Genomic DNA, 13,844 nt, shown 5'->3' on the forward strand with positions numbered 1-13,844 from the left:
TAGACAGCCGCACGTGCCAGCGGTATCCGTCGCTGTGGGGAACTGGTGCGTGCAGTCTCCGGCGCGGGGTGGAGGCGTGGCTGGTCAAGTTCGCTCGCCGATGCCTCCAAGCACCTCGGCGAAGGCCCTTGGCGTCTGCGGGACGCCTCCATGCCTACAGGCCGATCGCCACGATCGGATCGGTGGTCGGCTGGTCCGAACCGCCCTTGGGTTCCACAGTGACGCCGAACAGACTTCCTTTGGCGAAAGGCTCATCGGCGATGGTCACCGGTGCTTTCGTCATCAGCCCCACACTCTCGGGGCCCGCATCGCCGATCACCCACATCTGCAGGGATTTTCCTGATGGAGAGACTTCGACGTCGCGAGGACTGAGGCGAATGAGCTGTTCCTTCTCGGACGAGACCACAGTGACCGATCCGCCCTCGGGCAGCTCTGCAGTGCTGGTTTTCAGATCGCCGGCTTCCATGAGACGAGCGGAGTCGTCGAGCTGTTGTTGAGCAGCTGCCAGGTCGTCTTCCAGCTCGTTCTGCTTCTGCCAGGAACTCACTCCGACACCGGCGGCGACGATGACAGCGGCAGCGGCGGCAGCCATCGACACCCAGGGGCGGCGCTTCCGACGGTGTTCGGCCAGGTCGGCGGGCGGTGGCACGTCCGAGGACGGCTGGCTGTCTGTCTGCGATGCGGGTTGAGCCGGGGCGTTGAGCTGAGTCGGTGCAGAGGACTGAGCCTGCTGCTGTTCAGACTCAGCCTGATCCAAGCCCTGTGGGTTTGCGGCCGCATCCTCTTGAGCATGTGTGCTCGGGATGGCGAGAATAGCGTTCCGGGTGGCTGCGCTGATGGGTTCTGGGGCATCTGTGGCTGACGATTCAGACGCTTCTGCCTCGGATTCGGCCATGAGCGCCATGGTGTCGGCATATGCTGCGACCTCGGAACGGAAATCGGTGTCTGTGTCTGCGAGAGTCTGTGCCTCGGCAAGCTCAGCTTCGCTGAGTCCGCCCAGAGCCAGTCCGGCAGCCAGATAGTCACGATCGGTGTTCATCGACTTACCTCCAACTCTTCTCGCAGTTTCTTCATTCCGTCTCTTATTCGTGACTTGATGGTACCGAGGGGCACCTTGAGATTCTCTGAGATCTCAGCGTGGGTCAGGCCCTGGTAGAAGGCCATGACGATCGGTTGTGCCTGGTGATCGGGAAGGATCTGCAACGCCGTGACGGTTCTGTCTGCCTCGGATCGATCGATGACCGTCTGCTCGACCTGCTCCCCCTCTTCCGCCGACGACCTCAGGCCATCGGCGTAGTCGCGATTCTGCTGGGCCTGGACACTGCGTACGCAGTCGATTGCCCTTCTGCGGCACAGCGTGATCAGCCATGCCCTGCCAGTCCCGCGTTGCGGGTCGAACCCGGAGCACCGGGTCCACACTTCGGTGAAGCACTCCTGGAGCACCTCCTCGGCGAGCGATTGACTTCTCACGATCCGCAGGATCACGGCCATCAGGATTCGGGATTGTGCCACGAAGAGTTCCTCGAATGCGGACCTGTCACCGGTGGCGATCCTGAGCAGTTGGTCGCTGCTTGGGTCTGTTGCTGCGGTGATGGTGCCGTCTGACGCTCGGGCATTATTTCCCGGTGGCCCATAGGCTGGAGCCGAAGGATCATCTGAACTCATTGACCAATCATGTCATTTGATTGGCTTCTGTTCTTCAGTTGTCCACACATCGCGTGAAAAAGGTGGTGGCCAAGGACCGATCCGATTCGTTGGAGTCGGTCCTTGGCCATTGCCCCGTGAAGCCCAGATGTCACTTAGAGGGCATCATCACACTGTCGACCATGTACACGGTGGCGTTCGAGGTTGCGACTCCGCCGCAGACCAGGCCGGCATCGTCGAACTTGAGGTCGTCACCTTCGCCGGAGATCGTGACCTTCGAGCCTTCGACGGTCTCGTGCTCACCGGCGATCTCGTCGGGGGCCAGTTTTCCTGGGATGACGTGATAGGTGAGAACCTTGGTCAGCATGTCCGAATCCTTGGCCAGCGCATCCAGGTCGTCCTTGGGTACGTCGCCGAAGGCATCATCGGTGGGTGCGATGACGGTGAACTCGTCTCCATTGAGAGTGTCGACGAGGTCGACGTCGGGATTGAGCTTGCCCGAAACGGCCTTGGTCAGGGTCTTGAGCATCGGGTTGTTCGATGCCGCTGTGGCGACAGGATCCTGTGCCATTCCTTCGACCGATCCGCCGCCCTTGGGATTGGCCTCGGCGTAGGCGGCACAGTCCGGTCCGACGAGATCCCCGCCGGCCATGGCGTCGTCGCCCGACTCTTCCGATGCAGCAGGGCTTTCTGCAGTATCACTGGACTTGGTCTCGGTATCACCGGACTCGGAGTCGGAGCCCATGTCCGAGCAGCCGCTCAGAGCCATAAGACCGATCGCGCCAGCGGCCAGGATGGTGGTGGTGCGAGTGCGAAGCAGCGTTTTCATCGTTCTTCTCCTAATTGAGGTGGTGCATCAACGGTGGTGCGTATCAGCGCACAGCTTTGAAGTTGCCTTCATTGCTCGCTGTGTACCTGGTATTCGCAGCCCGTCTGGTTCTGGATGGGTGAAACTCAAAGATTCTGAGGAATTCTTTTTCACGGAGTCCTCTGTGATCTCCTCTGACCTGCGCAGATCGGCCCCAGTCTCCGCTTGAATGGAGAGTCTGGGGCCGTGGCGGTGTGGTCAGGTTCGTGACTGCGGATCGTTCTACTCGACACTGAACTGGATGTGGTGGTGACCGGTCGCGGAGTTGGGAATGGACTTCCTGCGCTTCGGAGTCTGGACGTTTCCGTCCTGATCGATCGCACGAACCGTGACGGTATGTAATCCGGAATCGACGTCGCTGAACCCCGTCTTCCACTGGCGCCAGGTATCGATGTTGACCTCGTCGCCGAGCTCTGCCGAGGTCCATTCACCGTCGTCGAGTTTCACATCGACTCGCTTGATGCCGCTGCGCTGCGCCCATGCCGTGCCAGCGACGGCCACATCACCGGCAGGCACCTTGGCCAACGGCTTCGGCACTTCGACCCTGGACGCGACGAGGATGGGCGCCTTGGCATCCCACCCCCGATCAGTCCAATAGGCGGTCTTCTCATCGAATCGAGTGACTTCGAGTTCGGTGACCCACTTGGTGGCTGAGACGAAACCGTAGAGTCCGGGAACGACGAGGCGGGCGGGGAAGCCGTGTTCGGGAGGAAGCGGACTGCCGTTCATTCCGACAGCCAGCAGGGAATCCCGGCCATCGGTGAGGGCTTCGATCGGTGTCGAGGCCGAAAACCCGTCGATCGAATGGGAAAGCACCATGTCTGCATCCTTGTTCGGATTCGCCCGGCGCAGCAGCTCACGCACCGGGTAACCCAACCAGGTGGCGTTGCCGACGAGGTCACCCCCGACGGGATTGGAGACGCAGGTGAGCGTGAGGTGGTGCTCGTCGAGAGGAAGGTCGAGCAGATCATCCATCGTCAAGGTCACCTCCGATTCGACCATCCCGTGGATCCTCAGCGACCATTCCTCGGGATCGATGACCGGAGGAGCCAACGCCGTGTCGATGCGATAGAAATCCTTGGGGTCCGTGACGAAGGGCGCAAGGCCCTTGACATCGGGATGCGCCGAGGTGGGGATCGGGGGAGCCTTCTTGGCAGGTGATGGCAGCACCAGTTTGGCCACCGCGGCTCCCGCATCCAGAGTCAATGCGGCCACAGTCTGTCCGGCCGCCATCGCAGCGGCGCCCACTGTCCCGATGATGCCGGTGATGATGAAGAAACGGCGACGAGACGGCTCTGAAGCCGGCATCTCGGTCGAGTCGGATGAGGAAGGTTCGGGCACAGACGAGCCAGTGGGACGGGCAGCTGCAGGGAACCTCCGGGGGGCTGCGGGAGCCGTCCCTTTCTCAGAGCGGCTCATTCCAAAGCTCATAAGGAGACGGAAGACGGCCAGGCCCAGTGCGAGCCCGATGAGCGTCGGGATGATGTCGACGACACTGGACTCGGGGCGGATGAGAATGACGATGATGGGAACCAGCCCGGCCACGCACAGCAGCGCCGTCGCCAGACGGAGCCGGTGAGAGGCCAGCCATCCGATGAGCCCTCCGAGCACCAGCGCGCCGAGACCTGTGGTGACAATGAGGAAGAGCTTGTCATTGGTGCCGAAGAGGTCGATGACAGGTTTGACGAGACCGGTCGGTGCCAGCGGAATGATCGTCTGACCCAATGCCAGCAGGGGGGCCGCCGGTGGACCGAACGCGCGGGCGATCAGGTCGGCGGCACCGAACAGGACAAGGGTGGCGACGATCCCAGCGAGGGCGGCGCGAAATGGTCTTCTCATGTACAGGTATTCGGAGCGGATGACGGTCCGGATGGGCGATCAGGACGCGAAGATTCGCTCCTGGGGTGCGTCTCGTTCACGAAATTGTCAGTTAACTTGCCGTCACGCTGACGTAGCATGGTGCAATGACTGAGAACCCAGGATACGCCGAGCCGCAGGCGCCAAGCGGAGACTCGGATGAACCAAGAAGCGCAAGTGCCCCCATCTATACGGCCAAGGTCGAGAACCTCGGCGGGACCTCGGGTGAAGTGCGAGTCGAAGATGGTATGACACTGTCGACGGCACCGACCTCTCATACCGATCAGGGCAGCAATCCGGAGCAGTTCCTTGCCATGGCCTGGAGCACCTGTCTCGGTGAGACACTCAAGGTTGTGTTGGCAGTTAACGACGTTGAAGCACAGTCCCGCGTTCGCGTTGAGGTCGACCTGCACGGTGAGTCCAACGCCGGGTTCCACTTCGTGCCCAGGGCCTATATCTCCATCGATGGTGTCTCTGCCGCAGACGCGGAGAAGTACGCGGGGCGGGCCCATGCCCGGTGCCCGATCTCGAAATTGCTCAAGGGGCAGGGCAGTCCAAGCGTCGAGATAGAGGAATACAAGAACCCGGACAACTTCCAGCTCAGCTGAGTCCGATTCCTGTACGGACGAGCACGGCACGCTCCACCTCGGCGCACTGATACTACAGTGGTGACCAGGCGCCGAGGTTGGAGAACCGGCGTCGGCAATGCTGACCGCAGGCCGATCGGCATTGGGTGCGCCGTTGATGGGCCGGAAGGGAAGTAAGTCGTGGACGTACAGGAAGCAGTCTTTCTCGCTCTCGACCTCACCGGAACCTTCGTCTTCGCGGTATCCGGAGTTCTGCTGGCCGCCAGACGCGGCTTCGACATCACTGGAGGCTTGGTCCTCGGGACGATGACCGGCATCGGTGGTGGCATGATCCGTGACGTCCTCCTCGATCGAGTGCCGAACGCGCTCGGTCAGCCGATCTACCTGGCCCCGCCCCTCATCGCCACCCTGCTCATCTACCTCATCGGCAAGCACGTCTCGCGGGCCCGGATCTGGATCGTGACCTTCGACGCGATCGGACTCGCCATCTTCAGTGTCACCGGTACGACGATCGCCCTCGGCGCCGGTGCGACCTATCCGGCGGCCCTGCTCATGGGGGCGCTCACGGCGTGCGGCGGCGGCCTCATGCGCGATGCTGTGGCCAGTGAGGATCCGGCGATCTTCACCGGCACCGACCTCTACCTGATCCCCGCCCTCTTCGGAGCCGGTGTCACACTCATCGCCGATGCGACGGGCATCCTCAACAACGTGGTGTCCCTGATCGTCGCCGGGCTCGCGTTCACCTTCCGAATGCTGGCCTGGAGGCTGCAGTGGCGGGTACCGCAGCCGATGCGGCAGTGGTCGTATCGGGAGACCGAACGGAAGATGAAGAGGCTGCCCTCGGTGTTCCGGAAGCCCGACTGAGGGCGCAGAGCCACCACAGATATAGACGCTGACCATCCTGCCTGCAAAGATGAGCTCATGAGCGAGAAGACAACGCAGAGTTGGACCGAGGATCCGGAGCCGCTGCTGCGGGCAGGCGAAGGATTTCGACTCGATGATGTTGATCCGCGTTCGACCCCGGGCTACGAAGGCAACAAGAAGTCCGGACGCAAGGACCTCAAAACCTGCATTCCTGAGCTCGATGACCTCCAGGAGCGACTCTTCGCAGCCCACCATGATGAGGAATCGGGGCCAGCGGTCCTCCTCGTCCTCCAAGCGATGGACACGGCAGGCAAGGGCGGAATCGTGCGCCACGTCGTCGGCTCCGTTGATCCGCAGGGCGTGGAGCTCGCTGCGTTCAAGGCGCCGACGAAGGAGGAGCTCTCCCATGATTTCCTGTGGCGCATCCGGCCACGCGTGCCGGGCCCCGGAATGATCGGCGTCTTCGATCGCTCCCACTACGAAGACGTGCTCATCGGCAAAGTCCGTGAGCTTGCCGATGGCAAAGAGATTGAGCGTCGTTACACAGCCATCAACACTTTCGAGGCAGAACTCGCCGAGGCGGGTGTGCGCATCATCAAGGTCATGCTCCACATCTCCCCGGATGAGCAGAAGGACCGGCTGATGGAGCGCCTGGACCGCCCGGATAAATACTGGAAGTACAACCCGGGTGACGTCGATGAACGTCTCCTGTGGCCCGACTATATGAAGGCTTATCAGGCGGTGTTCGAGCGCACCTCGACCGAGGCGGCTCCTTGGTACGTCGTCCCTGCTGACCGCAAATGGTACGCACGACTGGCGATCCAGCAGCTCCTGCTGAACGCGCTGCGGAACATCGACCCCCAGTGGCCGGCCGCGGACTTCGATATCGACGTCGAACGGGAACGGCTGGCCGAGAGCTGAGGCACGGGTTCTGGGAGCCCTCGGGCGCGGTGAGGCTCAGCTGCGGCCGGAGGTCAGTCGCGGCGGATGCTGAAGTCGACCTTCGTCTCCTGCTCGACCGTGCGGGAGACCGTGCAGTACTTGTCATGGGAGAGGCCGACGAGCCTCTCGATGCGAGAATCGGCCTTGCGACCCTCCTCGTCGTCGGGAAAGGCGAGGTCGAAGTCGAGGTGGACGTTGTCCACTCGGGAGGCACCGTCCTCGTCGATCTTGTCGGCCACGGCCGAGACGTCGAAGCGCGTCGGCTCCGTGTGCCTGCTGGTCACAGTGTCGACATCGATGGACGAACACCCGGCGACGGCTGCGAGCAGCAGCTCCACGGGTGTCATCAGGCCCTCACCGCGGCCGAATTCGATGCTCGCCCCACTCGGTGCGGTGGCCCGGTAGTGGTTCTCGGCGAGCCTGGTCAGTTCGATGCTGCGGGTGTCTTCACTCATGAACCCATGATGCCAGGAATCACGGCGCAGTGAAGTCGACCTCTGCTGATTCCTGCACTCGGGCACTGCGTCCGGGGCCCGATTCGAAGCCCCAGTAGAGATTCGTGTGGGAGACGACCATGTCCGGCGGCGGGGCACCCCAGTCACTGAGGTCCTCGGTCGTGTGGGCGTCCGAGACCAAGGTGACGTCGTATCCGCGGGCGAATCCGCCGTGGATCGTCGACCGGATGCATGCGTCGGACTGCGCACCTGTGACGACGAGGTGCCCGATGTCCTTGGCCGCGAGGACCTCCTCGAAGTCCGTGTCCTCGAAGGTGTTGCCATGGGTCTTCTCGACGATCGCCTCGCCCACTGCAGGCGTGAGCGCGTCGACGATCTGCCATTGCGGCGAATCCGGTGGCAGTTCCCCTGAAGAGTGTCTGACCCAGATGACTTCGGCCTCGGTGTCGCGGGCGCGCTGAACGAGATCGGAGATCGTTGCGATCACCTCGTCGGCATGCCAGTTCTCGGCGAAGACGCCGTTCTGGACATCGACGACGATGAGCGCGGTCCTCGGACGAGTGGACGCGAGCGATGTATCTCCGGCGGCGGCAACTGTGGACATGTGATCCTCCTTGATCACCTCGATTCTCCACCAAGGGGACATGCCCGCTCAAGGGCAGAGCCGCCTCGGCGAATAGGAATCGGGTTCCACGGTGCGGAAGCGGAAGGGGCGCCTGTGCACGTGGTGCCAGAATGGGCGGGTGAACGAGACACGAGACGGTTCGGCCGAGAACACCCCCAGTCCCCGCCGCTTCGGCGTGCTGCGCAGCTGGGCGACGGCTCCGTACCTGGTGGGAACGGGTCTGGCGATGATGGGCGACAACATCGAGCACGTCATCACGTACTGGGTGCTGTGGCAGAAGTTCGAGTCCCCGGCGCTCGTGGGATTCCAGCTCATCAGCCATTGGCTGCCGTTCCTCCTGCTCTCGGTCTACGCAGGATCCCTGGCCGAACGATTCGACTGCCGGCGCCTGATTCAGATCGGACAGGTCATGTTCATGGTCGTGTCCCTGTGCTGGGGCATCCTCTTCCTCACCGATTCGCTCCAGCTGTGGCAGGCATGCGTGCTGCTCGTCATCCACGGCCTGGCCGGATGCCTGTGGGGACCGGCCGAGCAGATGATGCTGCATGACTTCGTCGACCGCAAGGAGCTGCCGAGCGCGGTGCGAATGAATGCGACCTTCCGCAGCCTCGGTATCCTGTTCGGGCCCGTCGTCGGTTCGGCACTTCTGCTCGCTTTCGGCCCGACATGGGGCATCTTCATCAATATCGTCTTCTACCTTCCGCTGACGATCTTCCTGATGCGCACACCCTTCACCGGGCACATCAGGAGCGGGAGTCCGAACAAGACGCGTACGACTCTGGTGCAGTCGCTGCGAGTGCTCGTCGACGTTCGACACAACCGCTCCATCATCGGCATGCTGCTGCTGGCCGCACTGGCCTCGATCACGATCGGCGCCGTGCTGCAGACGGCGATGCCGGTCTTCGGCGGCCTCCTGACAGGCCCCGGCGGAGACAGTGACTTCACGTACGGGCTGCTGCTCTTCGCACTCGGCGCCGGCGGTGTGCTCGGCGGGTTCTTCCTCGAGGCCACGGGCTGGGTGCGACCGACCCCGGCGGCGGCAGCGATCGCCGCAGCCGGACTCGGTGCCAGCTCGATCGTCTTCGCGCTGACCTCGCACCTGTGGCTGGCGCTGACCGTCCTCGTGCTTGCGGGGGTCTGTAAGATCACCGCCGAGTCGACCGAGATGGCCATCATCCAACTCGAGGCGCCGCCCGAGATCCGCGGACGCGTCATCGGCTCCTACTCGATGTTCGGTCCCGGAATGCAGACGTTCTCCGGCGTGACCGTCGGCGTGCTCGGTACGATCGCGACGATCCCGCAGGCCGTGACGATCGGCGGCGCGGTCCTGGCGATCGGCGCAGTGGGAATCGGCGCATATGCGGTGGCCGGACGCGAGCGCCCGGTCGGCTGACCGCGCTTGCAGCAGGCCGAAGTTCAGGCGAGGAGCGGGACGGACTGAGCTCCGAGCTCCGAGCCTCGAGCCTCAGGTGACGGCGCCGCGGACCTTGTGCGCAGGAGCGTCCCAGATTCGGTTGTCGAGAATGTCGCGCAGGGCCTCGACCGTGTCCCAGACGTCGGTGAAGCCGAGGTAGAGCGGAGTCAGTCCGAACCGCAGAACCGAGGGTTCGCGATAGTCGCCGATGATTCCGCGCTCGATGAGCGCACTCATGATGGCGAAGCCCTCGGGGTGGGTGATCGAGACCTGTGAGCCTCGATGATCGTGCTCACGCGGGGTGACAAGCTCGACCGGGTGAGCGGCCAGGCGAGATTCGACGAGCTCGATGAAGAGATCGGACAGCTGCAGGGACTTCTGCCGCACCGCGGCCATATCGACCCTGCCGGCGATGTCGAGGCCCAGCTCGGCCACCGCCAGTGAGACGACGCCCTGCGTGCCGGTCAGGTAGCGGCGAATGCCAGCGGCCGGAGCATAGTCCGGCGACATCTCGAAGGGCCTCGCATGCCCCCACCAGCCCGAGAGCGGCTGCGTGAACCGGTTCTGCAGTGCCTCACAGACCCAGATGAAAGCGGGAGAGCCCGGCCCACCGTTGAGGAACTTGTAGGTGCACCCGATGGCCATGTCCGCACTCGACCCGGCCAGGTCGATCTCCAGGGCGCCTGCCGAATGGCACAGGTCCCAGATCACCATGGCCCCGCCGTCATGGATCGCCGAGGTGGTTGTGGCCATGTCGAAGAGCCGGCCGGTGCGGTAGTTCACGTGGGTGAGGACGACGAGAGCCACCTCGTCGGTCATCGTGTTCGGGAACCCGGCGGTCACCTCGGCGTCATCGACGAGACGCACCTCGTATCCGGCATCCAGCTGCTCGGCCAGGCCTTGAAGCATGTAGATGTCGGAGGGAAAGTTCTCTCGCTGAGTGAGGATGACCCGACGCTCGGGTGCATCTGCGGCCTGCATCTTCAGTGCGGCCGAGGCGGCCTTGAACAGGTTGATGGAGGTGGTGTCCGTGACGACGGTGCTGCCGGTCCCACCGCCGATGATGTCCGCAACCTTCTCGCCCAGCGTCGCCGGCAGATCGAACCACCCCGCGGTGTTCCAGGAGCGGATGAGCCCTGTGCCCCATTCGTCGGCGATGACCTCCTGAGCACGCTCGGCCGCGCCCTTCGTCCGCGGGCCGAGTGAGTTCCCGTCGAGGTAGATCGTGTCCGAGGGGAGGATGAACTCGTCCTTGAAGCCGCGCAGCGGATCCTCGGCATCGAGGCGTTCGCAGTCGGTGCGATCATGTGGGGCGCTGTGTTCGGGGCTCGTCATTGGTCACCTTCGTCGGAGCGTGCATGGGGCCGGTGCTGCTGGTTGCGGATCTCCTCACAGAATACTCAGATCACGGATATCATCGAACACATCCGAACAGAAGACGGAAACTGGGAGCGATTCTTGTGGTGAATTCGGAATTGATCATCGATCATCGTTCTGAAGCGAACGATTCCCACCTCGCCGAGGTGGACCTTGCGATTCTGCGCGAGCTCAGCTCCGATGCCCGGATCTCCAACAAGGATCTCGCCGCCCGAGTGGGATTGGCTCCGTCGACATGTTCGGGGCGCGTCAGTGCTCTGAGGTCGCGGGGGATCATCCGAGGATTTCATGCCCAGATCGACTTCGAAGCGCTCGGTCTGCACGTGTTCGGAATGATCTCGGTGCGGATGTCCCCGGTCGGGCGGTCGAAGATGAGCGACGTCATCGCTGGACTTCTCCGGGCACCAGAGACCCTCGACGTCTTCCAAGTCTCGGGGGAGCGAGACCTGCTTGTGCACATCGCCACCGCCCATCCGACCGGGTTGAATTCCTTCATCGCAGAGCATCTCTCAGATCCGAGGATCGCCCATACTCAGACGAGCCTCGTGTTCGGGCATCACTGCCCCTGAAGCACAGCAGCACCGTTCCTGAGACGAAAAGTCTCTGCTGTTGAGCACTGGCTATGCTGTGAGCGTGGAACCGGCAACCTGGACCTTCATCATCCTAGGTGCGGCGATGATCGCCTTCATCTCTTCAAAGGTGCCGCTTGCCGTCGTCGCCGGAGGCGTGGTCCTCGCACTGTGGGCCACCGGCGTGCGCAGCCTGCCCGAAGTGTTCGAGGGCTTCGCTGATCCGACCGTGGTCTTCATCGTCTCGCTGTTCATCGTCATCGAGTCGCTCGAGGCGTCGGGAATCACCGCCTGGCTCGCGAACTTCGTGGTCAACCGAGCCGGCACCAGCAGAACACGTCTGGTCCTCGTCATCGGCGTCGCCGCTGGGGTGCTCGGCGCGTTCATCAGCGTCAGCGGAACGGTCGGTGCCCTGCTCCCCGTGGTCGTCATCGTGACGAAGAAGGCGGGAATGCTGCCGTCGAAGATGCTCATTCCGCTCGCCTTCCTCGCCAGCGGCGGTTCGGTGCTCACACTCACCGCATCGCCGGTGAATATCGTCGTCTCACAGGCAGCCAGCGATCACGGAGGGCGCCAGTTCGGCTATTTCGAATTCGCCCTGGCTGGCATTCCTCTGGTCGTCATCACGATTCTCATCGTCCTCCTCGCCGGCGATCGGCTGCTTCCCGACAGAAGCCCGGAGTCGATTGCCTCACCGGATCCGACCGCCCATGCGAAGCGCCTCCGCGAGGACTATCGAATGGATGTGAGCGCTGGCGCGCTGTACACCGTCGAAGAGGGTGTCGCCGAGGTGCTCGTTGCTCCCCACTCCTCCCTGATCGGCCGTCATGTGCTGCCCGGCATGACCACACCAGATGACGGACTCGTCGTCCTCGGCGTTCGTCGTGGGGACCACGCCGGTCCGTTGGTGCGCGAGTCGGAGGAGACCGAGGAAGCGGAGGAGAGGTTCGAGCTTCGGGCGGGTGACGCCGTGCTCGTGCAGGGACCGTGGGCGGCGCTCGAACGGTATGCGGCTTCGCAGGATGTCATCGCGGTGACTCCGCCGCAGTCGCTGCAGCGTGCCGTGCCTCTGAGCCGGAAGTACAAGCGCACCCTCTTCATCTTCGCGGCGATGATACTGCTGCTGGTCACCGGGGTTGTGCCGACGGCGATCGCCACCATGCTCGCGGCCGGGGCACTGATCGTCACGAAGGTGGTGAGACTGCCGACGGTGTACAGGGCCGTTCCGTGGAGCATTGTCATCCTGGTCGGAGGAATGATTCCCCTGTCCCGTGCATTCGTCGACACCGGTTCCGCCGATATCGTCGCCGATCTCGTCCTGGGCAACCTCGGTGCGGCGTCGCCGTATCTGGCGCTCCTCGTCATCTGCGTGATCTCCATGGTGCTCGGACAATTCATGTCGAACCTGGCCACTGTGCTGGTCATGCTGCCGATCGCGATCGCCATTGCCGGGAGCACCGGGGCGAGCATCCAACCCTTCATGATGGGCTTGGCCGTATGCGGGGCAGCCTCCTTCATCACCCCGGTGGCGACTGCCGGCAACCTCATCGTCATGCGGGCCGGTGGTTACCATTTCGGCGACTACTGGAAACTGGGAGTGCCGCTGATGGTCGTCTATCTGGGGATCGCCGTCCTCTATGTCCCCCTCATCTGGCCCTTCTAGTTCGTTCGTCCTTGCCAGCCGATGTGTCGATATGCGTCGTCGTATGGCGGGGGTATGACGGTCTGAGTCGGAATCTGACGAGGGCGCTCCGGGAGATCGGTTGGGCTTCCTAGTCTGGGGACCACTCAATCGAAGGAGACGTCCCATGACCGTCACAACCGCCACCACCGCAGACTCCGCCGGTACCGCAGACTCCACCGCTGGTTCGACCGTCGCAATCAGACCCGAGGATCGGGCCGAGCGCCTCACCGCGGCTGGGCAGGCCTGGAACGAACGGATCGCCGCCTCGGCGAAGAACGCACAGCTGAACTTCTCCGCCAAGGGCAGCGCTCAGGGCTCCGTGTCCTCGGTCATCACGGCTGGAAAGCACACCTTCACCGTCGACGAGCCGGCGCCTTTGGCCGGTGACGATGTCGCACCGAATCCCGTGGAATATGCACTCGGTGCCCTCATCTCCTGCCAGATCGTCGTCTATCGGCTCTACGCGCACAACCTGGGACTGACGATCGAGAGCCTCGACGTCAGTGCAGAAGGCGACCTGGACGTCCGGGGGCTCTTCGGTGCCGATGACTCGGTGCGACCAGGACTCTCCGCAGTCCGTGTTGCCGTGGACATCACGGGTCCCGATAGCGATGACGCCTACCAGGAGCTGCAGAAGACCGTCGACGCTCACTGCCCCGTCTTCGACATCTTCACGAACCCGACGCCCATCGACGTCACCGTGACGAAGAAGAACTGAGCGCCACGACAGCTGATTCCACGTCAGCGGGTTGCCTTCCGACGAGGAACGCCCCAGATCTTCGTCAATTTTCCGACCACCGACCTCAATCGGGCGAAAGAGTTCTATGCCCCTCTGGGGGCCGAAGTCGTCCCCGAGTTCACCGATAAGCCGATCGCCGATCCGCATTCGACCGCGCAAGTGCTCACCGCTTTGAGCCGTGAGTCACGTGAAGATGTTGATGCCACGCGGGCAAAGGTT

Annotated in this window: 14 protein-coding genes; 7 read left to right on the forward strand and 7 right to left on the reverse strand. The window is 63.2% G+C overall.

Going from position 1 to position 13,844, the window contains the following annotated elements:
• Window positions 1-154 precede the first annotated feature (154 nt).
• The 4 genes from HU144_RS04505 to HU144_RS04520 form a co-directional block, all read right to left on the reverse strand.
• Window positions 155-1,039 carry an anti-sigma factor gene (locus tag HU144_RS04505; RefSeq protein WP_235350310.1) on the reverse strand — a complete coding sequence of 295 codons (885 nt, stop codon included), beginning with the start codon at window positions 1,037-1,039 and terminating at the stop codon, window positions 155-157.
• Window positions 1,036-1,665: a sigma-70 family RNA polymerase sigma factor gene (locus HU144_RS04510; protein ID WP_235350311.1), complete on the reverse strand. Its 630-nt coding sequence runs from the start codon at window positions 1,663-1,665 to the stop codon at window positions 1,036-1,038. The genes HU144_RS04505 and HU144_RS04510 overlap by 4 nt, the downstream gene beginning before the upstream one ends.
• Window positions 1,666-1,795: 130 nt before the next feature.
• Window positions 1,796-2,473 (reverse strand): fasciclin domain-containing protein, encoded by a 678-nt coding sequence (locus tag HU144_RS04515; protein ID WP_235350312.1) that lies wholly within the window; start codon window positions 2,471-2,473, stop codon window positions 1,796-1,798.
• A 261-nt stretch (window positions 2,474-2,734) separates the two neighbouring features.
• Window positions 2,735-4,351 (reverse strand): molybdopterin-dependent oxidoreductase, encoded by a 1,617-nt coding sequence (locus HU144_RS04520; protein WP_235350313.1) that lies wholly within the window; start codon window positions 4,349-4,351, stop codon window positions 2,735-2,737.
• Window positions 4,352-4,476: 125 nt separating this feature from the next.
• Here HU144_RS04520 and HU144_RS04525 point away from each other — a divergent pair, with 125 nt between their 5' ends.
• The 3 genes from HU144_RS04525 to HU144_RS04535 all read left to right on the forward strand — a co-directional run bounded on the left by HU144_RS04525 (window position 4,477) and on the right by HU144_RS04535 (window position 6,741).
• Entirely contained in the window at window positions 4,477-4,977 is a 501-nt protein-coding gene (locus HU144_RS04525; protein ID WP_096146109.1) for an OsmC family protein, read from the forward strand.
• A gap of 159 nt (window positions 4,978-5,136) precedes the next feature.
• Entirely contained in the window at window positions 5,137-5,820 is a 684-nt protein-coding gene (locus HU144_RS04530) for a trimeric intracellular cation channel family protein (RefSeq protein ID WP_235350314.1), read from the forward strand.
• A gap of 57 nt (window positions 5,821-5,877) precedes the next feature.
• Window positions 5,878-6,741, forward strand: coding sequence for a PPK2 family polyphosphate kinase (locus HU144_RS04535; protein WP_096168481.1), 864 nt, complete (start codon window positions 5,878-5,880; stop codon window positions 6,739-6,741).
• A 53-nt stretch (window positions 6,742-6,794) separates the two neighbouring features.
• Here HU144_RS04535 and HU144_RS04540 read toward each other — a convergent pair whose 3' ends face one another.
• Together HU144_RS04540 and HU144_RS04545 are read right to left on the reverse strand one after the other, a co-directional pair.
• Window positions 6,795-7,217 carry an OsmC family protein gene (locus HU144_RS04540; protein WP_101557472.1) on the reverse strand — a complete coding sequence of 141 codons (423 nt, stop codon included), beginning with the start codon at window positions 7,215-7,217 and terminating at the stop codon, window positions 6,795-6,797.
• 19 nt (window positions 7,218-7,236) lie between these two features.
• The gene (locus HU144_RS04545; protein ID WP_235350315.1) at window positions 7,237-7,821 is read right to left on the reverse strand and encodes an isochorismatase family protein; all 585 of its coding nucleotides are present in this window, start codon (window positions 7,819-7,821) and stop codon (window positions 7,237-7,239) included.
• A gap of 139 nt (window positions 7,822-7,960) precedes the next feature.
• Here HU144_RS04545 and HU144_RS04550 point away from each other — a divergent pair, with 139 nt between their 5' ends.
• Window positions 7,961-9,235 (forward strand): MFS transporter, encoded by a 1,275-nt coding sequence (locus HU144_RS04550; protein ID WP_235350316.1) that lies wholly within the window; start codon window positions 7,961-7,963, stop codon window positions 9,233-9,235.
• Between the two features lie 72 nt (window positions 9,236-9,307).
• On the opposite strand, the gene kynU is transcribed toward HU144_RS04550, so the two are convergent.
• Window positions 9,308-10,591 (reverse strand): kynureninase, encoded by a 1,284-nt coding sequence (kynU, locus tag HU144_RS04555; RefSeq protein WP_235350317.1) that lies wholly within the window; start codon window positions 10,589-10,591, stop codon window positions 9,308-9,310.
• 128 nt (window positions 10,592-10,719) lie between these two features.
• Between kynU and HU144_RS04560 the strand changes: the two genes are divergently transcribed.
• From HU144_RS04560 to HU144_RS04570, 3 genes are all read left to right on the forward strand, one after another.
• Entirely contained in the window at window positions 10,720-11,202 is a 483-nt protein-coding gene (locus HU144_RS04560; RefSeq protein WP_235350318.1) for an Lrp/AsnC family transcriptional regulator, read from the forward strand.
• Window positions 11,203-11,266: 64 nt separating this feature from the next.
• A complete protein-coding gene (locus HU144_RS04565) occupies window positions 11,267-12,865 on the forward strand; it encodes an SLC13 family permease (RefSeq protein ID WP_235350319.1) in 1,599 nt (532 codons plus the stop codon).
• 145 nt (window positions 12,866-13,010) lie between these two features.
• Window positions 13,011-13,604 (forward strand): OsmC family protein, encoded by a 594-nt coding sequence (locus HU144_RS04570; RefSeq protein WP_235350320.1) that lies wholly within the window; start codon window positions 13,011-13,013, stop codon window positions 13,602-13,604.
• The last annotated feature ends 240 nt before the right edge of the window (window positions 13,605-13,844 follow it).

It is taken from the genome of Brevibacterium sp. UCMA 11752 (genome assembly GCF_021532235.1).
Classification (GTDB): domain Bacteria; phylum Actinomycetota; class Actinomycetes; order Actinomycetales; family Brevibacteriaceae; genus Brevibacterium; species Brevibacterium antiquum.